The organism is Bradyrhizobium betae (assembly GCF_008932115.1).
Lineage (GTDB): Bacteria > Pseudomonadota > Alphaproteobacteria > Rhizobiales > Xanthobacteraceae > Bradyrhizobium > Bradyrhizobium betae.
In genome coordinates this window covers 5,242,717-5,269,190 of record NZ_CP044543.1, presented here as the reverse complement: position 1 = coordinate 5,269,190, position 26,474 = coordinate 5,242,717, and the positions used below count along the sequence as shown (strand labels likewise).

The window sequence follows — 26,474 nt, the reverse complement described above, 5'->3', positions numbered from 1 at the left end:
ATGCCCTTGCCCGGTTATAGGGCAAGGCTGCATCTGAGGAACCGCGATGGACACGGCGACGCTCGAACCAAAGGTGCAGAAGCGCGCCACCTTCCGCCTGCGGAATTTCCTGTCCACGCTCGGGCCGGGGTTGATCACCGGCGCGTCGGACGACGATCCCTCGGGGATCGGCACCTATAGCCAGGCCGGTGCACAGCTTGGCTTCGGCATCGGCTGGACGATGCTGCTGAGCTATCCGCTGATGACGGCGATCCAGGAAATCTCGGCGCGGATCGGGCGGGTGACGGGTCATGGCATCGCCGGCAATGTCTGCCGCAATTTCGGCCCGGCCTATGTGTGGGGCCTCGTGGTTCTGCTGTTTACCGCCAATACGATCAACATCGCGGCCGATCTCGGCGCGATGGCGGACGCCCTCAAGGTGCTGATCGGCGGTCCGGGCATCGTCTATGTCGTAATCTTCGGCGTCGTCTCGGTGCTGGCCCAGATCTTCTTCGACTACGATCGCTATGTCGCGGTGCTGAAATGGCTGACGCTCAGCCTGTTCGCCTATGTCATTGCGCTGGCCGTCGTGAAGGTCCCCTGGACCGAGGCATTGAAGGGCGTACTCATTCCGCAGGTGAGCTGGAACGTCGAATTCCTCACCACGCTGGTCGCCATCCTCGGCACGACGATCTCGCCATACCTCTTTATCTGGCAGTCTTCTCAAGAGGCCGAGGAGCAGCGGATCGACGACAACAAGACACCGCTGAAGAAAGACACCTCGACAGCGGACGCGGAATTCCGCCGCATCCGGCTCGACACGCTGATCGGGATGGGATTCTCGAATCTCATCGCGCTCTCGATCATCATCACCACGGCCGCGACCCTGCATGCGCAAGGCAAGACCGACATCCAGAGCTCAGCCCAGGCCGCGGAAGCGCTGAAGCCGATCGCCGGGCCCTTCGCAGAGCTCATCTTCGCGCTCGGCATCATCGGCACCGGCCTGCTCGCAATTCCAGTGCTCGCCGGCTCGACCGCCTACGCCATCGGCGAAGGCCGCCGCTGGAAGGTCGGGCTCTCGCGCAAACCCAGGGAAGCCATCGCCTTTTACACGGTGCTCGGCCTTTCCGGGCTTTGCGGCATCGGTTTGAATTTCACGCCGATCGACCCCATCAAGGCGCTGTACTGGAGCGCGGTCGTCAACGGCGTGCTGGCGGCACCGGTCATGGTGATCCTGATGTTGCTGGTTCGGCGGCCGAAGGTGATGGGCGATCTCGTGGTCACCGGCCCGCTGTACTGGCTCGGCTGGGCCTCGACGATCGCGATGGCCTTGTGCATCGTCGGCATGGTGGCCACCATGTTCATGGGCGCATCCTAGAACGTCAGCTCGTCCCTGTCGTCGCCCATCTTCTTGTCGTCTTCCCGACGAATCGAGTTCCCAAACCGCTCCTGCCGGGTATTCTGTGATCGTCGGCAAGACTCGCAAGGGAAGATCCGTGAAGCGACTTCGCAGCCTCGACAACGACCTTCTGGAGGCCTTCCGTCCGACGCCCAAGCGCCGGCCCGGATGAACGACTTCGCGCGATCCATTGCCGCAGCCTTCGTGCTGATCGGGGAAGCCGATTCCGAGCTGCTGGGCATCGTCGCATTGTCGGTGCGCGTCAGCCTGACGGCCAGCATCGTCGCGCTCCTGATCGGCGCGCCGATCGGGGTCTTGCTTGCGATCACCCGATTCCGCGGACGGCAAGTCATCATCGTTCTGACCAACGCCCTGCTCGGCCTTCCCCCTGTCGTGGTCGGGCTTGCGCTCTATCTCGTGCTGTCGCGGTCCGGCCCGCTCGGGGCGGCCGGCCTGTTGTTCACACCGGCGGCCATGATGATCGCGCAGTCGCTGCTGGCGACGCCGATCGTGGTGGCGCTGGTGCACCGGCCGGCGAGTCTGCTATGGGCGGAGTATGGCGACCTCGCACGGATCGACGGGCTCTCCGCCTTGCGCAGCATGGCGCTGCTGTTCGCCCTCGGCCGGACCTCGCTGCTGACGGCCTTTCTCGCGGCGTTCGGGCGCGCAATTGCCGAAGTCGGCGCCATCATGATCGTCGGCGGCAACATCCGCGGCTTCACGCGCACGATGACGACTGCGATCGCGCTGGAAACCAGCAAGGGCGACCTGCCGCTGGCGCTCGGGCTCGGGCTGATCCTGCTGGCGCTCAGCGTCGCCGTGTCGACGGTGGCCTTCCTGCTAGTGGGACGCGTTGGGGAAAAATAGCTGCTCGCCGCCGACCTTGTAGCCGGCGATCGCGTCCTGCCCCTTCGGCGAGACCAGCCAGTCGATGAAGGCCTGCCCCTCCTTCGCCTTCACGTTTGAATGCGTGGCGGGATTCACCAGCATGACGCCGTACTGGTTGAACAGCCGCTTGTCGCCCTCGGTCAGGATGGCGAGCTCGCCGCGATTTTTGAACGACAGCCAGGTGCCGCGATCCGACAGGAGATAGGCGTTCGACGACGAAGCCATGTTCAGCGCGGGGCCCATGCCTTGCCCGATCTCGCGATACCAGCTGTCTTTGCCGGCTGCGATATCGACACCCGCCTCCTTCCACAATCGCAGCTCCGCCGCATGTGTGCCGGACTTGTCGCCGCGCGAGATGAACGGCGCCCTTGCTTCCGCGATCCTGCGCAGCGCCTCCGCGACGTCCTTGTGGCCCGCGATCTTCGCGGGATCACTCTTCGGTCCGACGATGACGAAGTCGTTGTACATGACGTCGAAGCGCTTCACGCCCTGCCCCTCCGACATGAACTTGTCTTCCGCCGGCCTGTCATGGACGAACACCACGTCGGCATCGCCGCGCCGCCCGATGTCGAGCGCCTGCCCGGTACCGACGGCGACGACCTTGACCTCGATGCCCGCGTCCCTGGAGAACAGCGGCAGCAGGTAGCCGAACAGTCCCGACTGCTCCGTCGACGTCGTCGAGGCCACGGTGATGGTGCGGTCCTGCGCGAAGGCGATGGTGGACCAGAGCAGAACCGCTCCAATGGCCGTCATTTTTCTCATGGATCGTCCTCACCTCAGCTCCGCTGGCACCGATGCCCCCTGAATGAAGCACATCAGATCGCCCGCGTCGCGATCGCTGTGTAGATGTTCTGCAATTGGTCCCATCCACATTGACAGCGATGTGACGGCCGGGGCAGTTTTTCGCATTGCTGGCGAATCAGCGATTGCCTCACGCCGAGTACCTCTTGGATAACTCCCTGTGCTTTCGAGACTGATATCGTTGCTGCGCCGCATTCCCGCGGTGAAATGGGCGTTCACCCGGCTTCGGCCCTTGCCGCACAGCGGCAGCATCGACGTCGCGCCGACCGCCGCGAGCGATTCCACCGCTGCCGACGTTGCGGAAGCAGCACCGGCGCTCGACAGCATCGTCGCCGAGCCGCTGCATTGCGACGCCAAGACGGTGGCCGTCGAGGAGATTTCGGTTTCCCCGGTCGAGCACGAGCCCGTTAATCCGTCCGAGCTCATCAACACTGATCCGGTTGCGGAACTCCCGGCGAACGGTGAACATGCCGCCGGGGAAGAGGCTCCGTCTGCCGAAACCGGGAGCGAGCCGTTCGATGCTCCCGAGCCCGTCCTCAGCAACCAACCATCGTTCGAAGCCCCGATCGAGGTCGAGCCCGTCGTCGCAGAAGAGGTATCTGCCGATGTCGCGATCGCTGCGGTCGATGCCCCTGCTCTCATCGTCAACGACGAACCCTGCTCTGGAGTCGTCGTGGATGTCGAACCGATCGTGGTAGCGGACACCTGTGCGACTCTCGGCGATGGCGAAGTCTCGACGGCGGATATCGCCGGGGGCATCGAGAGCGACGGCCCCTCGAGCGTCCCGGTCGAGGTCGAGCCTATCCACACGAGCGCTCCTGCACCGGTTGCCGAACTGGCCGCGGAGGTCCCTCCGAGCGTCATCGAACCTGTCACGCCCGAACCAGTCCTTGCGGCCCCTGTTCCGAAGATCTCCAGCGCGCCAAAGGCGCGCGCCAAGATCGCGGATCCCGTCGATCGCGCTACGCTGATCCCGCAACGCTGGGCGGAGACCGGGATCAGGATGTGGAATCCGCGGCTTCACGGCACCGGCGATGCCACGCTGAACATCCAGGGGCGCGTCGAACTGCTGCCGCCGGCGCCCGGCGAGACCATGCCGCGCTATGACAAGCTGGAATTCAGGATGCTGGGCGGGCAGATCGTCTGCGAGGGCATCATCGTCGAGGCACCCGCGCGTGCGGGCCAGCGGAGTTTCACGCGGCTCGCCGAGCCCGGAAAGACCGACCGGGTTCGCGAACCGGTGGGGGAACGCCAGGCCGTTCTCGCCTGACATTGTTTTCCTGCGGCGACGCGACCATGTGCTAGGCTGACATCCTGACCATGGGAGGTCGCATGCCCGCAAAATTGTTGCGATCGATCGCGATCGTCGCCCTCTGCGCCTCGCAGGGAGCTTTGGCCGCCTCCAGCAAGCGGCACCACGCCCATGCGACCGATCCGCCCTCGCCCTATAAGGCTGATCGACTGTCGTTGTCGCGCGGCGAGACGATCCTCAACACGCCCGGCCAGACCACCGTCCTGACGCGGCAGGTGCTCGACGACATGAACGCGAGAAGCCTGCGGGACGCCATGCGCTCGACCGCCGGCGTGACGATCGGGCGTTAGGCATCCAGCCGCGCTTGCGCGGTCAGGGAATCGGATAGCCTTTCCAGACCCACTCCAGTGCCGACGGCAGCGTTTGCGCGATGGTCGGCCGGTCAACGTGCTTGGCGTTGCGCACGAACAGGAACTGCTAGTGGTAGCCCTTCTCCGCCAGCACCTTCGCCGTCAGTGCGTTCGACAAGGTCCAGTCGTGCATGCCGTCGGGGATAGTGGGATTCGGATAGAACAGGTCCTGGTCGCCGCCGAAGAACCAGAAGCGGATCGGCTTCACTGGCGCAGCGGCGATCAGCGGCACACCGGGCGGCTCGGCCGGCGTCAGCACACCAGCCTTCGAGATGAGGTTGGGACCGGCCGGCCCCGTCCACGCGCTGTGATATTCCCAGGCGCCGCCGCGCAGCGACGGATCGTGCGGCCATTGCTGGTTGACCATGGTCGGCGAGAAGGCCAGCACGCGGTGATAGAGATCGGGATAGAACCACGCCATGGTGAAGGCGGCCACGCCGCTGGAGCTCAACCCCATGGTCGCACGCCCGTCGGGATCTCTGGTCAGCCTGACGTCGGCGTTCGCCTCGACCAGCGGCAGCACCTCGCGCTCGACGAACTGCGCGTAGGCGCCCGACACCGCGTCATATTCGCGGCCGCGCTGGCTGCCCTGCGCGTCCTGCCCGCCATTGCCGATCTGGATCGCGATCATCGGCGGCACACGGCGCTGCGCGATCAGATTATCCAGCGTCGTGGCGAGGTCCTTGTAGGCGTTGGAGCCGCCGTCTCCGACCACGATGAACGGCGCTTCGGTCCCGCGCACATATTGCGCCGGCACGTAGACGTCGATCGTGCGCGACCAGATTCCGGGATGGCTTGTGGTGACGATCATGTGTGACTTGTCGTCCGGCGCGGTCACGGTGGTCATGATCGAGGAATTGGTGCAGCCGGCAACGTCGTCGCGGATCAGGCCGGGATTGTAGATCGTGCTCTGCTTCGAAGAGAGTGTGAACGACTTCGTCGTGCCGCGCGGCACACTCTCCTTCGCGATTGTCTCCGGCGCGGGGTTGTGGGTCGGGCCGATGATGAAATTGCCTTCGGCCCCGATGGCGGCAGCGTTCCGTCGGGCAGCTCGGTCGCACGCGGATAGTTGGCGCTGAGAGGATCGCGCGTCGGCGGTGAGGTCTTGAAATCAAGCCCTGTCGTGTCGATGAAGAACGGTGCCGCCTTGTCGGTGGTGTTGGCGCCGGGCGGCACGGCCATGTTCTGGGTGACGCAGGCCGGCTGGGCCAAGGCTATCGCGGTGCAGGAAACAAGCGAAACCAGCGTCCCAGCGAGGACGGGCCATGAATTGGTCATTTCAGCTCCCGGTGCCGACGAGTCTTTCTGGCCCGTCTTGCCGCAAAGTATGACGGGATGCCCGCACGCGGTCAAACGACAAGGCCCGTGCTGCAACGATGGCCGCCATGCTCAAACCGGCCGGCGACCGTTATTCCGCGCATGCAGTGAAAATTTGAGGGCACGAGGCCGTTGCTGCCGCACCGCGCACGACGTAGCTTGCGCACCGGCCGCCGCGCGAAAGCTGCGTGCGGTCAGAATGACAAGAACACTCCGGGAGGCAACCTATGAAGAAGCTCGCGGCCGCGCTGTGTGCGCTGGCGTTTTTCGCAACCGGCGCGCAGGCGCAGACGGTCAAGGATTTCATTGCGGCGGTGACCAAGAAATGGACCACGCCGTTCGAGCCGTTCCAGCTCATCGACAACATCTACTATGTCGGCACCGACGGCATCGCCGTCTACGTCATCAAGACCTCGCAGGGCCTGATCCTGATGGACACGGCGCTTCCGCAGTCGACCGGCATGATCAAGGACAACATCACGAAGCTCGGCCTGAAGGTCGCCGACATCAAGATCATCCTCAACACGCACGCGCATTTCGATCACACCGGGGGCTTTGCCGAGGTCAAGAAGGAGACTGGCGCGCAACTCGTGGCCGGCGAGCGCGACAAGCCGCTGCTCGAAGGCGGCTACTATCCCGGCGACGAGAAGAACGAGGATCTCGCCTTCCCCGCGGTGAAGGTCGATCGCGCCGTGAAGGAAGGCGACAAGGTCACGCTCGGCGACACCACGCTGACGGCGCACGCCACGCCCGGTCACTCGCCGGGCTGCACGAGCTGGGAGATGACCGTCAAGGACGGCGGCCAGAACCGCCAGGTGTTGTTCTTCTGCAGCGGCACGGTGGCGCTGAACCGGCTGGTCGGCCAGCCGACCCACGCCGGTATCGTCGACGACTATCGCGCGACCTATGCCAAGGTGAAGGCCATGAAGATCGACGTCCTGCTCGGGCCGCATCCCGAAGTCTACGGCATGCAGGCCAAGCGCGCGGAGATGAAGGACGGTGCACCGAACCCGTTCGTCAAGCCGGGCGAGCTCGCGACCTACGCGACCAGCCTGTCGGAGGACTTCGACAAGCAGCTCGCCAAGCAAACAGCGGCGCTGGAGAAGAAATAGCGATCGCCTTACTCTCTCTGCCGCAAGGTCGCCTGTCGCCTCTCCCTGAACGGGAGGCGATAGGCGCGCCGGCCGTCAGCCATGGCCGCGCGGCAATACGCTGCACCGCTCCGTCACGTGCATGGTTAGCAGGTCGTAGCTGCGGTGATTATGGGAAGTTGTGCCCGAGACGTACGCCCCAGCGGCCGGATATCCTTAACGTGGCCTCACCAATGCACGCGACCGGAAAATTCCGCGGTAGCGTGCAACCTGCGCTGGCTCCTCCCGCGAAGCCCGCCTAACGCGACCTTTACCCCCGCGCGGCAAGATCACCGGTGTTTTGAAGGGATCCGGGGCTCGTATTGCAATGCCTGTCGTCGATTTGAAGTCTCACATGGCCGCCGCGATACGGCTGTTTCGCGTTCCCGCCGACAACCCGGACCTGACGCGCGCGCAGTTCAGCGCCTTCTCCAAGCAGATCCCGCTGCTCTACTTCATCCTCATGAGCAACACGATCGCGGTCGCCTACACCTATGTGAACGTGGCGCCGGACTGGCTGACGATGATCGTCCCTTCCGTGCTGACCCTGTTCGCCGCGCTTCGGACCTTCTGGTGGCTGCGCCAGCGCCACCTCGTGCGCAGCGATGCCGACATCCTGCGCAATCTGCGCTCCACCAACTGGATGACGCTGCCGATCGGCGCCGGCTTCACCGCATGGTCGTTCGCGCTCTACCCTTATGGCGACCCTTTCGCCAAGAGCCAGGTCGCCTTCTACATGGCGGTGACCGTGATCGGCTGCATCTTCTCGCTGATGCATCTTCGCTCGGCAGCGCTGATCGTCACCCTGGTCGTCGACGTACCCTATGTGCTGTTCTTCTGGGCGACGGGGGAGCCGACGCTGAAGGCGATCGCGGTCAATAACCTCCTCGTGTCGGGCGCGATGGTGACGGTGCTGTTTATCTACTATCGCGACTTCGCCGACCTCGTCGCCAGCCGCAAGTCGCTGCTGGCACAGCAGGCAGCGACGCAAGCGCTGTCGGACGAGAACTTCCGCCTCGCCAATCTGGATTCGCTCACCGAGCTGCCGAACCGCCGCCGCTTCTTCGCCGAGCTGTCGAGCGCCTTCGCTGACACCGAGCGTAGAAAGGTTCGCGTTGCGGTCGGGATCATCGACCTCGACGGCTTCAAGCCCATCAACGACAATTACGGGCACTCGGTCGGCGACCGCGTCCTGATCGAGGCGGGCCGTCGTATCCGCGAGGTCTGCGAGGGCTTTGGTCCGCAGCGGGTGGAATTCGCCCGGCTCGGCGGCGACGAGTTCGGTCTCGTCGTGTGCGGCGACCCCGATGATGTGGACCTGACGCGGCTCGGCGAACGCATCGGCGACCAGGTCAAGCTGCCTTACCAGCTCGATACCGCTCATACCGGCCTGTCCTGCTCGATCGGCTTCGCGCTGTTTCCTCAATCGGCGACGACGGCAGAGGCGCTCTATGAATGCGCCGACTATTCGCTCTATCATGCCAAGCGCCATCTGCGCGGCCGCACCGTGATCTTCTCGAGCGAACTCGAAGCAGAGATCCGCAGCCGCGGCGTCATCGAGACTTTGCTGCGGACAGCTGATTTCAACACCGAGATGGACCTGGTGTTTCAGCCGATCGTGGACGCCATGAGCGAGCATACCGTCGGCTTCGAGGTCCTGGCGCGCTGGCGCAGCTCCCGCCTCGGCCTGGTCTCGCCGGCTGATTTCATTCCGGCCGCCGAGCGCATCGGCCTGATCCGGCCGCTGACGCAGGCGCTGCTCGGGCGCGCGCTGGCGACTGCCAGGACCTGGCCCGACGACATCCGCCTGTCGTTCAATCTCTCCGCCCACGACGTCTGCGCGGCCGAAGGCATCCTGCCGCTGATCTCCATCATCGAGAAGAGCGGCGTGCCGCCCCGCCGGATCGATTTCGAGATCACCGAGACCGCCGTTACCTTCGACTTCGCGCGCGCGCAGCAATCGATCGCGACGCTGAAGGCCATGGGCTGCGGCATTTCGCTGGACGATTTCGGGACCGGCTATTCCTCGCTGAGCCACGTGCACCGGCTGCCGCTCGACAAGATCAAGGTCGACCGCAGCTTCGTCGCGGACATCAACGAAAATCCGGTGAGCCACAAGATCATCAAATCACTGGCGGGCCTGTGCGGCGACATGGAGATTGCCTGCGTCGCCGAAGGCGTCGAGACCCGCGCCCAGCTCGACAGCCTGCGCCGGCTCGGATGCGACTTCATCCAGGGTTACTATTTCGCAAAGCCCATGCCGGCCGATGCGATCGGCGACTATCTCGCGAACGAACGGCAGCGGCTCGACCACGCCGGCGCCAAGGTCGTGGCCTGAGGCCGCTCACACCGCGCAGTAGCGCTCCTGGATGTCCTTGTCGGCCAGCAGTGCCGCGGCGCTGCTCTCATGCACCACCTCGCCCTGATCGATGATCACGGCACGGTCGGCGAGCCGTAGCGCCCATTCGACGTTCTGCTCGACCAGCAGCAGCGTCTTGCCTTCGTCGCGCAGGCGGCGGAACAGCACGCCCATCTCCTCGACCAGGACCGGCATGATGCCTTCCGAGGGTTCGTCGAGCAGGATCATTCTGGGCCTGGCGATCAGCGCGCGGGCGATCGCGAGCATCTGCTGCTCGCCTCCCGACAGCGTGACGCCCTCCTGATCAAGCCGCTCCTTGAGGCGCGGGAAGGTTTCGGCAATCTCGTCGATTGCGACGCGCTCCTCGATATCGCCGCCGGCCGCGACGAGACCGAGGCGAAGGTTCTCGCGCACGGAGAGCCCGGAAACGATGCGGCGCTCCTCCGGCACGTAGGCCAGACCGAGATGAAAACGCTGATGGGCGCGTAGGGGCAGGAGCTCCTGGCCTGCAAAGCGCACGCGACCCGTGGCCTTCGGCATCAGACCCATCATGGCCCGCAGTGTCGTGGTCTTGCCGGCGCCGTTGCGGCCGACGAGAGCGACCACCTCGCCCGGATTCACGTGCAGGGAGATGCCGTGGAGGATGTGACTCGCGCCATACCAGGCGTGGAGATCATTGATTTCGAGCAGCGCGGTCTCAGCCATAGCCTTCACTCTGTCCGAGGTAGACCCGGCGGACTTCCGGGTTGCTCCTGATCTCGTCGGGCGCGCCGTCGGCCAGCAGCCGGCCGTGATGCAGCACCACGACGCGCTTGGACAGGCCCAGCACCATCTTCATCTTGTGTTCGACGAGGAGCACGGTCCGCTTCTCGGCAAGGCGCTCGAGCAGCGCGACCATGTCCTTGGTCTCTTCCGGCCCCATGCCCGCGGTCGGCTCGTCCAGCAACAGCAGCTCGGGCTCGGAGACCAGCGCGATCGCGATCTCCAGCGCGCGCTGCTGGCCGTGCGACAGGAACTTTGCAAGTTCGCCGTGCCTGGAGAGCAGCCCGACGGCGTCGAGCGCAGCATCGGCGCGCGCGTTCAGCTCGGTCAGGCGGGCGCGGTTGCGCCAGATGTCGTAGCTCACGGTCAGCGCCTGCGCCGCGACGCGGACGTTCTCGTGCACGGACAGATCCGGAAAGATGTTGGTGATCTGGTAGGAGCGCGAGATGCCCTGATGCACGAAACGGTGCTGCGGCAGGCCGCTCAGCTCGCGTCCCCTGAAGTGCAGCTTGCCCGATGTTGGGGTCAACGCGCCGGAGAGGATGTTGAAGAAGGTGCTCTTGCCGGCACCGTTCGGACCGATGATCGAGGTGAGCTGTCCGGCGGCAAAGGACACCGTAATGCCCTCGAGCGCAACGAAGCCGCCAAAGCGCTTGCCGATCCCCTCGACACGAAGCAGTTCGCCGCTCATGGCCGCGCCTTTCCGATGCGAAGCGCGTCGAGCAGCGTGCCCCAGATGCCCTTGGGCAGGAACAGCACGAACAGGACGAAGATCGCGCCGACGAAGATCTGCCAGTGCGGCGTCCAGAGTGAAATGACGTCCTCCAGGATCAGGAAGCTGGCTGCCCCAACGAAGGGCCCGAAGAAGCTGCGCGCGCCGCCGAGCAGCACCATCATCACGATCATGCCGGAGGTCTGGTAGTGCAGGAGATCCAGCGGCACGATCGACAGATGCAGTGCCAGCATGCAGCCGCCGAGCGAGGAGATCGCGCCCGACAGCATGAACACGATCAGCTTGCTGCGCTCGACGTCATAGCCGCAGGCCCGCGCCCGCTGCTCGTTCTCGCGGATCGCCTCGATCACGGCGCCGAACGGCGAATTCAGGATACGGGACTGAAACCACATCGCCAGCGCCGCGAAGGCCATCAGCACGTAGTATTTGTTGACGGGGTCGAGAAAATTGACCTGAAAGCCAAACAGACTGATGCGATCGACCGTGAATCCGCGCAGGCCGTTCTCGCCGCCGGTGAAGGAGGAGGCCTGAAGCGCGACGTAATAGACGAGCTGGGCCAGCGCGAGCGTCACCATGGAGAAATAGATGCCGCGGGTGCGCGTCGAGACCATGCCGATCGCGGCGGCAAGGCAGGTGCTGAGGAGGACGGCGATCGGCACCGCGGCAAACCAGGGCATGCCGTAGCGGCCGATCGCAATGCCGGTGAAGTAGGCGCCGGCGCCGAAGAACGCCGCCTGCCCGAACGACAGCAGCCCGGTGTAGCCGAACAGCAGATTGTAGCCCATCACCACGACACCGTAGATCAGGACGTTGACGGCCAGCGCCTGGGACGGCAGCAGCCAGGGCAGCACGGCAAGCACCGCAATCGACAGCAGCACGCGCTGCTCGAGGAGCCAGCCGAGTCCTGTGGAGGCCGGTTTGGCGACCGCTTCGCCGCTCGAAGGGTGCGTCACGCGGTCCTCCCTCTCACGCCGTACAGGCCCTCCGGACGGATCAGCAGCACCACCGCCATCAACGCGAACATCACGATGGTCGCCATTTCAGGGACAAACAGCGCCACCAGGCTGATGGAGATACCGACCATCAGGCCGGCGACGACCGCGCCGACGATCGAGCCGAGGCCGCCGATCACGGTCACCACGAAGGCCTCCGCCAGCACCAGCGAGCCCATCTCCGGATTGACGCTGCGCATGGGCCCCGCGAGCACGCCGCCCAGCGCGGCCAGCCCGACCCGAGCCCAAAGATCGCCAGCCAGACCCGCCCGATATCGACACCGAGCACCTGCATGATGGTGGGATCGCGCGCGCCGGCGCGCACGATCAGGCCGACGCGGGTCTTCTCCAGCGTCAGCCAGAGCACCAGCAGCACCACCGCCACAAGGGCTATGACGAACAACCGGTAGCGCGGAAAGAAGCCAATGCCGAGATCAAGCACGCCGACCAGCTGCGGCGGGGTCGGAAACGGAATGCCGTCGCTGCCGAACACGATACGCACGCCCTCGACCAGGATGTAGCTTAGGCCGAAGGTAAGCAGCAGCGGATCGTCGATCGAGCGTCCGTAGAGCCTGCGGATCAGGACGAACTCGATCAGCATGCCGAAGGCGCCGATCAAGATGGGCGCGAGCAGCAACCCCCACCAAAAGCTTCCGGTGAGCGATGCCAGATACAGCCCCGCATAGGCCCCGATCATGAACAGCGCGCCATGGGCGAAATTGACCACCCCCAGCATGCCGAACACGATCGTCAGTCCAAGCGCAGTGATCACCAGGACCGCGCCAAGGGCGATCCCGGAGAGAAGCTGCATGATGATCAGCGACAGGTCCATGGTAACAGGCTTCAGGTCGCGTGGCCGAGCTCGCTGCAGCTGCGCAGCATGTCATCGGACCCCGCATCGTTGGCCAGGATCGCGAACAGATCATTGTCGTTCGCCATCGCGGACTTCTTCTTGGACTCCAGCACCAGCACCGACTGCACCGACTGATGGTCGCATTTGCGGTAATGCTGCGGACCCTTGGTGAGGTCGTATTGCAGCTTCTCCAGGGCATCGACGACCTTGTCGGTATCGGTTCCGCCGGCAGCCTGCATTGCTGCCAGCAACGATCCGACGCCGGAATAGCCATAGGCGCCGTAATCGGTCGGGATCGCGCCGCCGTTGGCGGCCTTGAACGCCGCATTGAAGCTGGCGGCCGACTTGCTCTGCGTCTCCAGGCCCCAGAAATAGTTGGAGCCGCCGACGACGCCCTCGAACACGTCGGGTCCGACCGCGAGGCGCTGGTTGTGCAGGATGACGGGCACGACGATCTTCATCTGCTGCTTGACGCCGAAATCCACCGCCTGCTTGATCGCATTGGCCTGATCGCGGCCGAAATTGGAAATGCAGAGCACGTCAGGCCGCAGCGACATCAGACGCGGCATGAAGGTCGAATAATCGGCCGCACCGAACGGATGCAGGATCTCGCCGACGGTCTCGGCACCGATCGCGGTCTGCGCGCGCTTGAAGCCACGCAGCATCTCGTGGCCATAGGCATAGTCGGCGACGAGATGGGCGACCTTCATGCCCTTCTTCAGGGTCTGCCGCGCCACGGCCGCGGTGGTCATGTGCGGGTTGAGAGCCTCGTGGAACGTGTACTTGCTGAAATCCTTGACCTCGTTGATGGTGTCGGACTGGCTGATCGAAACGTAGATCACGCCGCGGGCGCGCGTGACTTCGTTGACCGCGAGCTGCACGGCGCTGGAGAGCGCGCCGACCACGGCATGGACCTTGTCCTTCTCGATCAGCTCGAGCGTACGGGTCGCCGCTTCGCCCGCGTTGAGCTTGTCGTCCCGCACCAGGAGCTCGACCTTGCGGCCGCCGACGCCGCCCTTGTCATTGACGAGCTTGACCGCGAGCTCGGCGCATTTGACCTGGTCGCGCGCTTCAGCGGCGAATGGTCCGGTCAGCGGCGTTGGGAAGCCGATGCGGATGGTCTCGTCCGCGGCCCGGCCGAGACGAGGCATGGCGAGCAGAGCCGCGCCGGCCGACAGGCCAGCGAGCGCGGTGCGGCGGGTGATCTTCGAGGTCGAACCGGATTTGGGCATGATTTCCTCCAATTGTCTTTTTTCTAGAACCGCTTCAGGGCTTTCAGGACTTTCGTCGGCGTGATCGGAATTGAATTGATCGTCGCATCGAACGGCAGGAGCGCGTCGTTGACGGCGTTGAGCACACAGGCGGACGCCGCCGCGGTGCCGGCCTCGCCAACCCCTTGGCGCCGAGCACGGTGTCCGCCGTCGGCGTCTCGACATGGCCGATGACGATGTCGGGCATTTCCATCGGCATCGGGACGAGGTAATCGGCCAGCGAACCGTTCATGAGCTGGCCGGTCTCGCTGTAGCGGCATTCCTCGAACAGTGCCGCGCCCAGCCCCTGCACGATGCCGCCGCGCAGCTGCTCGTCCACCAGCATCGGGTTGATGACGCGGCCGCAATCCTCGACGATGAAATGCTTCAGCACCTTGATGAAGCCGGTCTCGACATCGACCTCCAGCAAGCAGCCCTGGATGCCGTTGGTGAAGGCGAAGGGATAGCCCTGCGGGGCAAAGTGATGGCTGACGGTGAGCTGCGCCTGCGTGCCCGGCGGCAGCGTGTCGGAGCGAAAATAGGCGATGCGCGCAATCTCGGAGATCGGCATCCGCTGGTTCCGCGTCGCGGCATCCACCACCTCGCCATCGATGATGTCGAGCGCCGACGGCTGCTCCTGGAGGATCAGCGCGGCGATCTCCAGAATGTTGCGCTTGAGCGCGCGCGTCGCCTGCAGCGCGGTCTCGCCGCCGATGCCGGCGCCGCGGCAGGCCCAGGTCGCGCCGCCATGGGGCGTCACCTCGGTATCCCCGGTGATGACCTTGACGCGCTCCTGCGCGAGCCCGAGCTGATCGGCCACGATCTGGCTGATGATCGCCTCGGTGCCCTGCCCCTGCTCGGTCACCGAGATCAGGCAGCGTACCTCGCCGGACGGGGTCAGGCTGAGGATCGCGCCGTCCTGCGAGGAGATGCGCGCACCGCCGACGCCATAGAACGCCGGGCTGGGATTGGTGATCTCGACAAAGGCCGCGATGCCGATGCCACGATGGACCCCGCGCTTGCGCAACTCCGCCTGCTCGGCACGCAGCGCGTCATAGTCCATCATCTCGTGGAGGCGCTTCAGGCAGGCCTGGTGCGACAGCGCCTCGAAGCGGTAGCCGGTCGGCGAGGTCTGCGGATAGGCGTCATCGGCGATCACGTTCTGCGCACGGATCGCGAAGGGATCGAGGCTCAGTTTCGCCGCGGCCATGTCGACCAGCCGCTCGGTGACGGCGCAGGCGATGGGATGTCCGACGGCGCGGTACTGGCTGGTCTGGACCTTGTTCTGGAAGATCACCTCGAGCGCGGCGCGATAGTTCTTGAAGCGGTAGGGCGCACCCATCAGGCGGATCACCTGGTTGCCCTCGACCACGCTGGTGCGCGGATAGGTCGAGAACGCGCCGATCGCGGTCAGGTCCACGACGTCCATTGCCAGGATCTCGCCCTTGGCATCGAGCGCCATGCGGGCATGGACGCGATGGTCACGGGCGTGAATGTCGGAGACGAAGGACTCGATGCGGTCGGCAACGTATTTGACGGGACGGCCGAGCAGGATCGAGAGGCCGACCACCGCCATGTCCTCGTGATAAACATGCAGCTTCATCCCGAAGGAGCCGCCGATATCGGTCGCGATGACGCGAACGCGGGCCTCGGGGATGCCGTAGTGGCGCGAATAGAGGTCCTGGAATTGATAGGGCGTCTGCGTGCCGTGATGCACCGTGAGCGCGCCGGCCGCGGGATCATAATCGGCCACGATCGCGCGCGGCTCCAGGGTCACCGCGGTATGGCGGCCGAAGGAGAACTCCTCTTCCACCACATGGGCCGCATGCGCAAAGGCGTCGTCGACCGCGCCGCTGTCCAGCTGGCTGCGGAAGCAGACATTGTTGGCGCTATCGGGATTGATCAGCGGTCCGCCGGGCTCTCGTGCGCCGTCGATGTCGACGACGAGAGGCAACTCCTCGTAGTCGACCTCGATCAGTTCCAGCGCATCTTCCGCGATCGCCCGGCTGTCGGCGACGACGGCGACCACCGCCTGCCCGGCCCAGACCACGCGGTCCAGCGGCAGCGGCAATTGCGGTGCCGAGGTCATGCCCTTGAAATGATCGAGCGTGCCGATCCAGGGTGTGCAGATCTTTGCGAGATCAGCGCCCACAGCGACGAGATGCACCCCTTCGAGCGCGCGCGCCTGCTCGGTGTTGATGGCAATGATCTTTGCATGCGCATAGGGGCTACGCAGGAAGGCAGCATACAGCATGCGCGGCAGCTTGAGGTCGCTGACGTAGCGCCCGCGCCCGGCAAGCAACCGCTTCGCGTTGGGTCGCGGCACGGAGCGGCCAATGTACGAATTGGGCCGATCGAGCGAGGTGAGCGGCGCGCTCATGGCGTCCCCCCTCATCGCTGCGCGCCTTGGCGACCGCATCGATGGCATCGATGATTGCCTCATAGCCGGTGCAGCGGCAGTAATTGCCCGACAGCGCGTCGCGGATCTCTTCGCGGCTCGGCCGCACCGCCTGCGACAGCAGCTCATGGGCATTGACCAGCATGCCCGGTGTGCAGAAGCCGCATTGCAGGGCGTTACGGCGATGGAATTCGGCCTGGAGATCGGCGATCACACCGCTCTCGGTCAGTCCCTCGATGGTGTCGATCTTCGCGCCGTCGGCCTGCACCGCGAACATCAGGCAGGAATGCACGGCCCGGCCGTCGAGCTGCACCAGACAGGCGCCGCAGGCCCCCATCTCGCAGCCAGCGTGCGTGCCCGTCAGTTCGAGCGCATTGCGCAAGCAATCGACCAGCGTCTCCCGAGGTGCAACCTCGCACGCGACCTTGCGGCCGTTGACGACGAAGCGGACCCGCACGGTCTCGTCGGCGTCCTCCAGCAGGGTCTCGTCAAAGCCGCTCATGCGCCCTCATCAAGACGCCCGAGCAGGCGGCCGAGCAGCACGCGTGCGAGATGCAGCCGCATGGCGGACGGCACTTCATCGCTCTCGGGCGGCGCGAGATCGCCTTCGAGCGCGGCCTGCGCGGCGGCGATACGGACCGCATCCAGGCTGGCGCCGATGAGGGCTGTCTCGGCCCCCTTCACCCGCGTCGGCGTATTGCCGACCGAGAAGAAGGAGATTCGAATATCGTCGATGCGATCGCCGGCGCAAGTCGCGAGCATGCCGCATCCGACCAGCGCATAGTCGCCGCGCCGCCGCGCCAATTCGTCGAATGCAAAGCGCTGGTCCGCCTTGAACAGCGGGACATGGATCGCGGTGACGAGCTCGCCGGGCAGCAATGCCGTTTCGAACAGGTCGAGGAAGAAGTCGTCGGCCTTGACGCGCCGGTGGCCGGAAGCGCCCGCGATCTCGATCTCGGCATCGAGCGCCAGCGTCATCGCGGGAAATTCGGAAGCCGGATCGGCCAGTGCAACGCTGCCGCCAAGCGTGCCGCGGTTGCGGATCGCGGGGTGGGCGACGAACGGCGCAGCAGCTGCGAGCAACGGCGCGAATTCGGCGATCAGCGGCTCACTCAGCATCTCGCAATGACGCGTCAGCGCGCCGATACGCAGATGGCTGCCCTCGCGCCTGACGCCGCGCAGCGCGTCAATGTGAGTGATGTCGATCAACAGCCGCGGCGCCTGCAGTCGCAGCGACAGTGCCGGCACCAGGCTCTGGCCGCCGGCAATGAAGCGCGCGTCGTCGCCGGCGCGCGCATGAGCGTCCAACGCCTGGTCGATCGTCGCCGCACGAAAATAGCTGAAAGCCCTCGCCTTCACTGCCGTTTCCTCGATATCCATCGGCTCATCAGCCGGGATGCCAGATTTGTAACCATCTGGTCTCAAAATCCTGACACGGCGCCAGAGGTCGGTCAACAAGAAATGACCATTTGGTCACAAATGCGCCTTGAGCTATGAAGGCAGCCAGACGTTCGATTCAGCGACGAAATGGCCCGAAAAGCGCACAAACCAGCGAAGCGACCGATCCGGAAGCGGACCCCGGCCGGAAAGTCCGCGCCAAAGCGCCGCAACATGCGCGCGGCCGACCGCGAGCGAGCGATCGTGGACGAGGCGATCCGCTTCTTTGCCGAGCGCGGCTTCGAGGGCCAGACTCGCGAGCTTGCCAAGCGCATGGGCATCACGCATTCGGCGATCTATCGTCACTTCCCCAGCAAGGAAGCGCTGATCGAGCGCGTGTACCAGGAGGTCTATCTCAGCCGCTGGTCGCCCGACTGGGGTCCGATGATCCGCGACCGCTCGCAGTCGCTGGAGGCGCGGCTAACACGCTTCTATCTCGATTACGTCGAGCGCGTGTTCGAGTACAATTGGGTGCGGATCTTCGTCTTCTCCGGGATGAAGTCGTTCGGCATCACCGGCCGCTATCTCGACATCGTCCGCCGCGAGATCATCGAGCCGGCGGCAGCGGAGCTGCGCCACGATCTGAATCTGCCGGATGCGAAGGCCCATCCGCTGAGCGAGCGCGAGACCGAGCTGTTCTGGGGCCTGCACGGCCGCATCTTCTATCTCGCCATCCGCAAATTCATCTACGAGACGCCGATCCCGTCCGATCTCGACGCGATCGTCCGCGACGCCGTCCAGACCTTCATGGACGGCGCGAAGACGACGATGCCGAAGCTGCTGGCGAGCGGCTAGCTATTTCGCCAGGCTCGGCAGATCTAGCCCCTTGTCGCGGGCGCAGTCGATCGCGGTCTCATAGCCCGCATCCGCATGGCGCATGACGCCGCTGGCGGGATCGTTCCACAGCACCCGCTCGATCCGCTTTGCCGCCTCAGGCGTGCCGTCGGCAACGATCACCATGCCGGCATGCTGCGAATAGCCGATGCCGACGCCGCCACCATGGTGCAGCGAGACCCAGGTCGCGCCGCTGGCGCAATTGAGCAGCGCGTTCAGCAGGGGCCAGTCCGACACCGCATCCGATCCGTCCTTCATCGCCTCGGTCTCGCGGTTGGGACTTGCCACCGAGCCGCTGTCGAGATGGTCGCGGCCGATCACGATCGGCGCTTTCAGTTCGCCGCTCGCCACCATTTCGTTGAAGGCAAGGCCGAGGCGATGACGATCGCCAAGACCGACCCAGCAGATCCGCGCCGGCAGGCCCTGGAACTTGATGCGCTCCCTGGCCATGTCGAGCCAATTGTGCAGATGCTTGTCGTCAGGCATCAGCTCCTTGACCTTGGCGTCGGTCCTGAAGATGTCCTCGGGATCGCCCGACAGCGCGGCCCAGCGGAAAGGCCCGACGCCGCGGCAGAACAGCGGGCGGATATAGGCAGGCACGAAGCCGGGGAAATCGAACGCGTTCTTCAGCCCCATGTCCTGCGCCATCTGGCGAATGTTGTTGCCGTAGTCCAGCGTCGGAATGCCCTGCGCATGGAAATCCAGCATGGCCTGGACGTGCTCAACCATCGATGTCTTCGACGCGCGCTCCACCGCCTTCGGATCGGACGCGCGCTTGGCTTCCCAATCGGCCAGCGTCCAGCCCTTCGGCAAATAGCCGTTGATCGGATCATGCGCGCTGGTCTGGTCGGTGACGATGTCGGGCTTGACGCCCCGGCGTACCAGCTCCGGGAAAATCTCGGCGGCATTGCCGAGCAGGCCGACCGACACCGCCTTCTTCGTCTTCGCGGCCTCCGCCATGATCGCAAGCGCCTCGTCGAGCGTTGCGGCCTGACGATCGAGATAGCCGGTACGCAAACGCATCTCGATGCGGCTCGGCTGGCACTCGACCGCGAGCATCGAGGCACCGGCCATGGTCGCGGCCAGCGGCTGCGCGCCGCCCATGCCGCCAAGACCGGCGGTGAGGATCCACTTACCCGCGAGGCTGCCGCCATAGTGACGACGGCCGACCTCGACAAATGTTTCGTAGGTGCCCTGCACGATGCCCTGGCTGCCGATATAGATCCACGAGCCCGCCGTCATCTGCCCGTACATCATCAGGCCCTTGCGATCGAGCTCGTTGAAATGATCGAGCGTCGCCCAATGCGGCACGATGTTCGAGTTCGCGATCAGAACGCGCGGCGCGTCGGCATGGGTGCGAAACACGCCAACTGGCTTGCCGGACTGCACCAGCAGCGTCTCGTCGCCTTCGAGCTTGCGCAGCGCGTCCGCAATCCGGTCAAAGCTCTCCCAGTCGCGCGCGGCGCGGCCGATGCCGCCATAGACTACGAGCTCGCTCGGGCGCTCCGCGACATCGGGATCGAGATTGTTCATGAGCATGCGCAAGGGCGCTTCCGTCAGCCAGCTCTTGGCGCTGATCTCGCTGCCGCGCGGCGAGCGGATGGTGCGGTCGTTGTCCAGTCGGCGGTTCATAAGGACCTCTTGGTCGAGCCTTGTTCAGTCGAGTTTTGGAAACGGATCGGATGACAGCGCGGCGATCGCCGCTGCCGGCAGTGCATCGGCCTCGATCAGCGCGGCGGCCCTGGCAAGATCGCCGGCCATGTAGCGGTCAGCGCCGAGTGCGGGCACCTGTTCGCGAAGGGCGGCGATGACGGCGACGAGCGCCGCGCTGGTCGCGTGCGGCGCCCGCAGCGTGATGCCTTGGGCCGCGACCAGAAGCTCGATACCCAAAATGGCGGCGAGATTGTCGGACATGTCGGACAGGCGTCGCGCGGCATGCGCGGCCATCGAGACATGGTCTTCCTGGTTGGCGCTGGTCGGCGTCGAGTCGATGGAGCAGGCCGCCGCACGCTGCTTGTTCTCGGCATAGAGCGCGGCCGCCGTCACTTCGGCGATCATGAAGCCCGAATTGATGCCGGGATCGGGCGTCAGGAACGGCGGCAGGCCGAAATTCAGCGCGGGATCGACCAGCGTTGCGATGCGCCGCTCGCTGATCGCGCCGATCTCAGACAGCGCCAGCGCGATTGAATCGGCGGCAAAGGCGACCGGCTCGGCGTGGAAATTGCCGCCGGAGACGATCTCGCCGGTCTCGACCAGCACCAGCGGATTATCGGTGACCGCATTGGCTTCGACGATCAGCGTGCGTGCCGCCTGCGTGATCAAGTCAAGCGCTGCGCCAGCGACCTGCGGCTGGCAGCGCAGGCAATAGGGATCCTGCACGCGCTCGTCACCTTCGAGATGCGACAGGCGGATATCGCTGCCGTCGAGCAACGCCATCAGCGTTGCAGCCACGGCGATCTGTCCGGGATGACCGCGCAGCGCCTGGATTTCGGGACGGAATGGCGCCGTCGAGGCCATCGCTGCATCCACCGACAACGCGCCGGTCACGAGCGCGGCGCGAGCCAGGCCAAACGCGCGCAGCACGCCGGAGATGGCATAGGCGGTCGAAAACTGCGTGCCATTGATCAGCGCGAGCCCTTCCTTGGGACCGAGCGTCAGCGGCGCGAGGCCGGCGGCGGCGAGCGCCTCGTGGCCGGGCACCGTCTTGCCACCAACGATCGCCTGGCCCTCTCCGATCATCACAGCCGTCATATGCGCGAGCGGCGCGAGGTCGCCGGAGGCGCCGACCGATCCCTGCTGCGGCACCAGCGGATAGACGCCGCGCCCGAGCATGGCCTGCAGCTGCTCGATCACCTCGCGGCGCACGCCGGAAGCCCCACGCCCGAGCGATACAATCTTCAGCGCCATCATCAGCCGGACGATCGGCTCCGGCGTCGCCGGGCCGACGCCGCAACAATGCGAGACGATGAGGTTGCGCTGGAGCAGCGCGGTCTGATCCGGTGGAATGCGCTTTGACGCCAGCTTTCCGAAACCGGTGTTGATGCCGTACACAGGTACGCTAGCTTGCGCGGCCTTCGCGACGATCTCGGCTGCGGCGTCGACGCGCGGCCAGAACGATGGATCGAGGACGACGGGAGCGCCCACCAGCACGCGCGCGAGATCGTCGAGGCTGACCGTTCCCGGCTTGACGACGATCGCTGCGCCCTGCTCAGTCACTGCCCTCTCCACACTCGCCGGTGCAGCGGATTGAAGCCGATGCGGTAAACGAGTTCCGCCGGACGCTCGATGTCCCAGATTGCGAGGTCGCACCATTTGCCGGCTTCCAGCGTGCCGGTCTCGTGCAGCACGCCGAGCGCGCGCGCACCTTCACGGGTGGTCCCTGCAACGCATTCGGCCACATTCATCCGGAACAGCGTCGCTCCCATGTTCATCGCCAGCAGCAGCGACGTCAGCGGCGAGCTACCGGGATTGCAGTCGGTCGCAAGCGCCATGTGGACGCCGTGCTTGCGAAACGCGTCCACCGGCGGCTTCTGCGTCTCGCGGATGAAGTAGAACGCACCGGGCAGCAGCACCGCCACCGTTCCGGCGCTCGCCATCGCGGCGGCGCCCGCTTCGTCAGTGTGTTCGAGATGATCGGCAGATAGCGCAGCGAATTGTGCGGCAAGCGCTGCTCCGCCGAGATTCGACAATTGATCCGCGTGAAGCTTGACCGGCAGTCCAAGCGCCCTTGCGGTCTGGAACACACGCGCGGTCTGCTCAGCGGAAAACGCGATGCCTTCCATGAAGGCGTCGACGGCATCGGCAAGGCCGGCCTTTGCAATAGCCGGCAGCATCTCGTTGCAGACGAGATCGATGTAGCGATCCTTGTCGCCATCGGCCTCCACCGGCAGCGCATGCGCGCCGAGGAAGGACGTGCGGATCGCAACCGGCCGTTGACGGCCGAGGCTGCGCGCGGCTGCGAGCTGACGCATTTCGGTCTCGGTATCGAGGCCATAGCCTGACTTGATCTCGACCGTGGTTGCGCCTTCGCCGATCAGCGCATCGAGCCGCGGCAGCGCGTGGGCGACAAGCTCGGCCTCGCTCGCCTTGCGCGTCGCGGCCACCGTCGAGACGATGCCACCGCCGGCGCGCGCGATCTCTTCGTAGCTTGCGCCGTTCAGGCGAAGCTCGAACTCGTGCGCACGGTTGCCGCCATAGACGAGATGAGTATGGCAGTCGACGAGCCCCGGCGTGATCCAGCGCCCCTCGCAATCGATGCGCTTGATCGCGTCCGCATCAATGGGGAAATCCGCCGCGGCACCCGCATAGACGATATGGCCGCCACGTATGGCGATCACGCCATGTTCGATCTCGCCGAGATCGGGACGGTCGGCCCGCATCGTGGCAAGCCGGGCGTTGTACCAGATCCGATCGAAGCGCTCTGCCATGAAGGTCTCCCTTCGCCAATATCCCGGCCTCCTTGGGATGCTTGACTTATATGTCTAGACATATAATCGTGGGGCGGTTCTGTCCAGCCGGCGTGTAAGCATGACCCGACTGCATTTCGCCTCCGCGCTCCTGCCTTCGGGCTGGGCCAATGACGTGCAGGTGGTGATCACCGCCGGCGCGATCGCGGAGGTGACGCCGGGCGTTGTGCCGGCCGCTGGCGACGAGCGCCACGCCATCGCGCTTCCAGGGCTTGCAAGCCTGCATAGCCACGCGTTTCAGCGCGGCATGGCTGGTCTTGCGGAATTGCGCGGCGACACCACCGACACGTTCTGGACCTGGCGTGAGACGATGTACCGCTTCGCGCTGGCGATGACGCCGGACGACGTGACCGCCGTCGCGACGCTGCTTTATGTCGAGATGCTGGAGCAGGGTTTTACCCGCGTCGGCGAATTCCATTACCTGCATCATGATCGCGACGGCGCACATTACGCCGACATCGGCGAAATGGCTGCGCGCATCGCGCAGGCTGCCGAAGCTTCAAGCATTGGCTTGACGCTGCTGCCGAGTTTTTATGCGCATGGCTCGTTCGGAGGCGCAGCCCCGCATGACGGCCAGCGTCGCTTCATCTGCTCGGTCGATCAATTCGCCAAACTCATGAGCGCATCGCGCAAGGCAATCGCAGCATTGCCGGGCGCCAATGTCGGCATCGCGCCGCACAGCCTGCGCGCGGTGACGCCGGATGAGCTCGCGGCAATCATTCCGCTCGCCGATCGCGGACCGGTGCATATCCACGCGGCCGAGCAGGTGAAGGAAGTCGAGGATTGCCTGGCCTGGTCGGGCCGGCGCCCGGTGCAATGGCTGCTCGAGCACGCGCCTCTCGATCGGCGCTGGTGCCTCATTCACGCCACCCACACGACCAATGAGGAAGTCGCCGCATTCGTGAAGACTGGTGCGGTGGCGGGTCTCTGTCCCATCACCGAAGCGAGCCTCGGCGACGGCATCTTTCCGGCGCGCGAATTCCTCAATGCCGGTGGCGCGTTCGGTGTCGGCACCGATTCCAACGTGCTGGTCGGCGTCGCCGACGAGTTGCGCCAGCTTGAATATGGCCAACGCCTCAAGCATCGCCAGCGCAACGTGCTCTCGGGCGGCGCCGGCCGCTCGACAGGACGCACATTGTTCGACCACGCGCTCGCGGGCGGCGCACGAGCGCTGGCGCAGCCGACCGTCGGCCTCATGCCGGGAGCGCGCGCCGATATCGTCACGCTCGACACTGCCCATCCATCGCTGGCGGGGCGCGCGCGCGACGCCGTCATCGACGGCTGGATCTTTGCCGCAGGCAGCGGCGCGATCGACTGCGTCTGGGCCGGCGGCGACAAGGTCGTCGAAGGCGGCCGGCACAGATTGCGGCAAACCGCGCGCGAGCGATTTAACGCATCGGTGCGGAGGCTCGTCGCATGAGCCTCGCGACCGATACAGTCGACCAGCCGACGCTCTACAAGCGCATCCGCGCCGACATCGAGAAGCGGATCCTGACCGGCGAGTGGCCGCCGGGTCACCGCATTCCGTTCGAACACGAACTGGTCGCGCGCTATGGCTGCTCGCGCATGACGGTGAACAAGGCTCTGTCGGAGCTCGCACAGGCCGATCTGATCGAGCGACGTCGCCGTGCCGGCTCCTTCGTGCGTCGTCCGCAACATCAGTCGGCAGTGCTGAAGATCGCGGACATGCGCGCGGAGATCACATCGCTCGGCCGCAGCTATGGCTACGAACTGATGCACCGCAAGCTGCGCACGGCGACGGCCGCCGACCGTGAGCGTCTTGGCGTCAAGAAAGCGGGCAAGGTGGTCGCGATCGCTTGCCGCCATAGCGCCGACAACGTGCCGTTTGCCGTCGAGGACAGGCTGATCGATCTGTCATCCGTGCCGGATGCCGCGACCGCGGATTTCTCGCGAGAGCCCCCGGTTCCTGGCTGCTTCATCATGTCCCATGGACAGAAGCCGAGCATACGATCAGCGCGATCATTGCGGATGATCGCACGGCGGAAGCGCTCGACATCGCCGTCGGCGCCCCCTGCCTCGTGATCGACCGCTACACCTGGCGCAGCGCGCGCACGATCACCGCGGTGCGACTGCTCTATCCCGGTGACTCTCACCGCCTTGTCGCCCGATTCAAGGGAGGCTGAGAGGACGATGTCGGCACAAATCGTGCAACGCTTCGGACAACGGTCCGTAGGGACCGGCAATGATCAACAGGACGTCATTCCATCGATCGGCAAGAGGACGACAATCATGCGTAGTTCAAAGGTTTTTGCGACAATCATTGCTCTTGCGGCCTCCACTCCGGTGCTCGCCGACGACGTCAAGGTCGGCGTCGGCATCTCCGGATGGACCGGCTTCGCGCCGCTGACGCTGGCGAAGGAGGCGGGCATCTTCAAGAAGAACGGCCTCGACGTCACGATCAAGAAGATTCCGCAGAAGGATCGCCACCTCGCGATCGCTTCCGGCGACATCCAGTGCGCGGCGACCACGGTCGAGACCTGGATCTCCTGGAACGCCAATGGCATTGCCACCAAGCAGATCTTTCAGCTCGACAAGAGCTTCGGTGCCGACGGCATGGCGGTGCGCAACGACGTCGCCGCGATCAAGGATCTGAAAGGCAAGACGGTCGCCGCCTCCGCGCCCGGCACGTCGCCGTACTTCGCGCTGGCCTGGATGCTCAAGAAGAACGGTCTCACGACCAAGGACGTCACCATCGTGAACCTCGAGCCGGCGGCCGCGGCACAGGCCTTCGTGTCCGGCCAGAACGACGCCGCGATGACCTATGAGCCGTATTTGTCGACCGTGCGCGCCGCACCCGACAAGGGCAAGATCATCGCGACCACGCTCGACTACCCGATCGTGATGGACACGTTCGGCTGCACGCCGAAATTCCTCAGCGAGAATCCGAAAGCCGCACAGGCGCTCGCCAACAGCTATTTCGAGGCGCTCGACATGATCGCCAAGGACCAGGCCAAGGCCTATGAGATCATGGGCGCCGACGTGAAGCAGACCGGCGAGCAGTTCGGCAACTCGGCCAAATATCTGCGCTGGCAGGACAAGGCCGCAAACCAGAAGTTCTTCGCCGGCGATTTCCTGACGTTCAACAAGGAGGCCGCCGACCTCCTGCTCGAGATCGGCATCATCAAGGCCGCGCCGAAGGTCGAGGACCTCTACGACGCCAGCTACATCAAGTAACCTTCTCAGGATATGCCGG

The 26,474-nt window shown here is 65.1% G+C and carries 19 protein-coding genes and 4 pseudogenes; 10 read left to right on the top strand and 13 right to left on the bottom strand.

The window, feature by feature from the left end; translation table 11 throughout:
• Positions 1-46: 46 nt before the first annotated feature.
• Positions 47-1,357: an Nramp family divalent metal transporter gene (locus F8237_RS25220; protein WP_151648901.1), complete on the top strand. Its 1,311-nt coding sequence runs from the start codon at positions 47-49 to the stop codon at positions 1,355-1,357.
• Between the two features lie 189 nt (positions 1,358-1,546).
• Entirely contained in the window at positions 1,547-2,245 is a 699-nt protein-coding gene (locus F8237_RS25215; RefSeq protein WP_151648899.1) for an ABC transporter permease, read from the top strand.
• Here F8237_RS25215 and F8237_RS25210 read toward each other — a convergent pair.
• Positions 2,219-3,028, bottom strand: a complete 810-nt coding sequence (locus F8237_RS25210) for an ABC transporter substrate-binding protein (RefSeq protein WP_151648897.1) — start codon at positions 3,026-3,028, stop codon at positions 2,219-2,221. The genes F8237_RS25215 and F8237_RS25210 overlap by 27 nt on opposite strands.
• Positions 3,029-3,227: 199 nt before the next feature.
• Here F8237_RS25210 and F8237_RS25205 point away from each other — a divergent pair, with 199 nt between their 5' ends.
• Both F8237_RS25205 and F8237_RS25200 read left to right on the top strand, forming a co-directional pair.
• Complete coding sequence (locus F8237_RS25205) at positions 3,228-4,337, top strand: hypothetical protein (protein ID WP_151648895.1); 1,110 nt, start codon at positions 3,228-3,230, stop codon at positions 4,335-4,337.
• Between the two features lie 62 nt (positions 4,338-4,399).
• On the top strand, positions 4,400-4,669 hold the full coding sequence (locus tag F8237_RS25200) for a TonB-dependent receptor plug domain-containing protein (RefSeq protein ID WP_201280149.1): 270 nt from the start codon (positions 4,400-4,402) through the stop codon (positions 4,667-4,669).
• A gap of 127 nt (positions 4,670-4,796) precedes the next feature.
• Here F8237_RS25200 and F8237_RS25195 read toward each other — a convergent pair whose 3' ends face one another.
• On the bottom strand, positions 4,797-5,684 hold the full coding sequence (locus F8237_RS25195; protein ID WP_244625964.1) for an alpha/beta hydrolase: 888 nt from the start codon (positions 5,682-5,684) through the stop codon (positions 4,797-4,799).
• Between the two features lie 589 nt (positions 5,685-6,273).
• Between F8237_RS25195 and blaBJP the strand changes: the two genes are divergently transcribed.
• Positions 6,274-7,158: a BJP family subclass B3 metallo-beta-lactamase gene (gene blaBJP, locus F8237_RS25190; RefSeq protein ID WP_151648891.1), complete on the top strand. Its 885-nt coding sequence runs from the start codon at positions 6,274-6,276 to the stop codon at positions 7,156-7,158.
• 346 nt (positions 7,159-7,504) lie between these two features.
• Positions 7,505-9,514 (top strand): putative bifunctional diguanylate cyclase/phosphodiesterase, encoded by a 2,010-nt coding sequence (locus F8237_RS25185; RefSeq protein ID WP_151648889.1) that lies wholly within the window; start codon positions 7,505-7,507, stop codon positions 9,512-9,514.
• Positions 9,515-9,520: 6 nt separating this feature from the next.
• On the opposite strand, the gene F8237_RS25180 is transcribed toward F8237_RS25185, so the two are convergent.
• From F8237_RS25180 to F8237_RS25145, 8 genes and pseudogenes are all read right to left on the bottom strand, one after another.
• The gene (locus F8237_RS25180) at positions 9,521-10,240 is read right to left on the bottom strand and encodes an ABC transporter ATP-binding protein (protein ID WP_151648887.1); all 720 of its coding nucleotides are present in this window, start codon (positions 10,238-10,240) and stop codon (positions 9,521-9,523) included.
• Positions 10,233-10,988 carry an ABC transporter ATP-binding protein gene (locus tag F8237_RS25175; RefSeq protein WP_151648885.1) on the bottom strand — a complete coding sequence of 252 codons (756 nt, stop codon included), beginning with the start codon at positions 10,986-10,988 and terminating at the stop codon, positions 10,233-10,235. Before F8237_RS25175 ends, F8237_RS25180 begins: the two co-directional genes overlap by 8 nt.
• The gene (locus tag F8237_RS25170; RefSeq protein ID WP_151648883.1) at positions 10,985-11,983 is read right to left on the bottom strand and encodes a branched-chain amino acid ABC transporter permease; all 999 of its coding nucleotides are present in this window, start codon (positions 11,981-11,983) and stop codon (positions 10,985-10,987) included. Before F8237_RS25170 ends, F8237_RS25175 begins: the two co-directional genes overlap by 4 nt.
• Positions 11,980-12,854: pseudogene (locus tag F8237_RS25165) on the bottom strand (branched-chain amino acid ABC transporter permease). Before F8237_RS25165 ends, F8237_RS25170 begins: the two are co-directional and overlap by 4 nt.
• An 11-nt stretch (positions 12,855-12,865) precedes the next feature.
• A complete protein-coding gene (locus F8237_RS25160) occupies positions 12,866-14,107 on the bottom strand; it encodes an ABC transporter substrate-binding protein (RefSeq protein ID WP_151648881.1) in 1,242 nt (413 codons plus the stop codon).
• 23 nt (positions 14,108-14,130) lie between these two features.
• Positions 14,131-16,505, bottom strand: a pseudogene (locus F8237_RS25155) (xanthine dehydrogenase family protein molybdopterin-binding subunit).
• A gap of 4 nt (positions 16,506-16,509) precedes the next feature.
• A pseudogene (locus tag F8237_RS25150) lies at positions 16,510-17,025 on the bottom strand ((2Fe-2S)-binding protein); the annotation flags it as partial.
• Entirely contained in the window at positions 17,022-17,882 is an 861-nt protein-coding gene (locus F8237_RS25145; protein WP_151650663.1) for an FAD binding domain-containing protein, read from the bottom strand. The pseudogene F8237_RS25150 and the gene F8237_RS25145, both read right to left, overlap by 4 nt.
• A gap of 252 nt (positions 17,883-18,134) precedes the next feature.
• Here F8237_RS25145 and F8237_RS25140 point away from each other — a divergent pair, with 252 nt between their 5' ends.
• Positions 18,135-18,755 (top strand): TetR/AcrR family transcriptional regulator, encoded by a 621-nt coding sequence (locus F8237_RS25140; protein ID WP_162006204.1) that lies wholly within the window; start codon positions 18,135-18,137, stop codon positions 18,753-18,755.
• Here the strand turns inward: F8237_RS25140 and hutU are convergent, their stop codons facing one another.
• The 3 genes from hutU to hutI are packed head-to-tail and all read right to left on the bottom strand — an operon-like array spanning position 18,756 to position 23,221.
• Complete coding sequence (hutU, locus tag F8237_RS25135; protein WP_151648877.1) at positions 18,756-20,426, bottom strand: urocanate hydratase; 1,671 nt, start codon at positions 20,424-20,426, stop codon at positions 18,756-18,758.
• A 24-nt stretch (positions 20,427-20,450) separates the two neighbouring features.
• Positions 20,451-22,010, bottom strand: a complete 1,560-nt coding sequence (hutH, locus tag F8237_RS25130) for a histidine ammonia-lyase (protein ID WP_151648875.1) — start codon at positions 22,008-22,010, stop codon at positions 20,451-20,453.
• The gene (gene hutI / locus F8237_RS25125) at positions 22,007-23,221 is read right to left on the bottom strand and encodes an imidazolonepropionase (RefSeq protein WP_151648873.1); all 1,215 of its coding nucleotides are present in this window, start codon (positions 23,219-23,221) and stop codon (positions 22,007-22,009) included. The genes hutH and hutI overlap by 4 nt, the downstream gene beginning before the upstream one ends.
• Before the next feature lie 100 nt (positions 23,222-23,321).
• Here hutI and F8237_RS25120 point away from each other — a divergent pair, with 100 nt between their 5' ends.
• The 3 genes and pseudogenes from F8237_RS25120 (at position 23,322) to F8237_RS25110 (ending at position 26,455) form a co-directional block, all read left to right on the top strand.
• Positions 23,322-24,680, top strand: a complete 1,359-nt coding sequence (locus F8237_RS25120; RefSeq protein ID WP_151648871.1) for a formimidoylglutamate deiminase — start codon at positions 23,322-23,324, stop codon at positions 24,678-24,680.
• Positions 24,677-25,404, top strand: a pseudogene (hutC, locus tag F8237_RS25115) (histidine utilization repressor). Before F8237_RS25120 ends, hutC begins: the two are co-directional and overlap by 4 nt.
• A 106-nt stretch (positions 25,405-25,510) precedes the next feature.
• Entirely contained in the window at positions 25,511-26,455 is a 945-nt protein-coding gene (locus F8237_RS25110) for an ABC transporter substrate-binding protein (protein ID WP_151648869.1), read from the top strand.
• Positions 26,456-26,474: the final 19 nt, after the last annotated feature.

What these genes read in the sequence shown, in the direction of transcription:
- F8237_RS25220 (WP_151648901.1), top strand. Translation starts at nt 47, where the DNA reads ATGGACACGGCGACGCTCGAACCAAAGGTGCAGAAGCGCGCCACCTTC.
- F8237_RS25215 (WP_151648899.1), top strand. Translation starts at nt 1,547, where the DNA reads ATGAACGACTTCGCGCGATCCATTGCCGCAGCCTTCGTGCTGATCGGG.
- F8237_RS25210 (WP_151648897.1), bottom strand. Translation starts at nt 3,028, where the DNA reads ATGAGAAAAATGACGGCCATTGGAGCGGTTCTGCTCTGGTCCACCATC.
- F8237_RS25200 (WP_201280149.1), top strand. Translation starts at nt 4,400, where the DNA reads ATGCCCGCAAAATTGTTGCGATCGATCGCGATCGTCGCCCTCTGCGCC.
- blaBJP (WP_151648891.1), top strand. Translation starts at nt 6,274, where the DNA reads ATGAAGAAGCTCGCGGCCGCGCTGTGTGCGCTGGCGTTTTTCGCAACC.
- F8237_RS25185 (WP_151648889.1), top strand. Translation starts at nt 7,505, where the DNA reads ATGCCTGTCGTCGATTTGAAGTCTCACATGGCCGCCGCGATACGGCTG.
- F8237_RS25180 (WP_151648887.1), bottom strand. Translation starts at nt 10,240, where the DNA reads ATGGCTGAGACCGCGCTGCTCGAAATCAATGATCTCCACGCCTGGTAT.
- F8237_RS25175 (WP_151648885.1), bottom strand. Translation starts at nt 10,988, where the DNA reads ATGAGCGGCGAACTGCTTCGTGTCGAGGGGATCGGCAAGCGCTTTGGC.
- F8237_RS25160 (WP_151648881.1), bottom strand. Translation starts at nt 14,107, where the DNA reads ATGCCCAAATCCGGTTCGACCTCGAAGATCACCCGCCGCACCGCGCTC.
- F8237_RS25140 (WP_162006204.1), top strand. Translation starts at nt 18,135, where the DNA reads ATGCGCGCGGCCGACCGCGAGCGAGCGATCGTGGACGAGGCGATCCGC.
- hutU (WP_151648877.1), bottom strand. Translation starts at nt 20,426, where the DNA reads ATGAACCGCCGACTGGACAACGACCGCACCATCCGCTCGCCGCGCGGC.
- hutI (WP_151648873.1), bottom strand. Translation starts at nt 23,221, where the DNA reads ATGGCAGAGCGCTTCGATCGGATCTGGTACAACGCCCGGCTTGCCACG.
- F8237_RS25120 (WP_151648871.1), top strand. Translation starts at nt 23,322, where the DNA reads ATGACCCGACTGCATTTCGCCTCCGCGCTCCTGCCTTCGGGCTGGGCC.
- F8237_RS25110 (WP_151648869.1), top strand. Translation starts at nt 25,511, where the DNA reads ATGCGTAGTTCAAAGGTTTTTGCGACAATCATTGCTCTTGCGGCCTCC.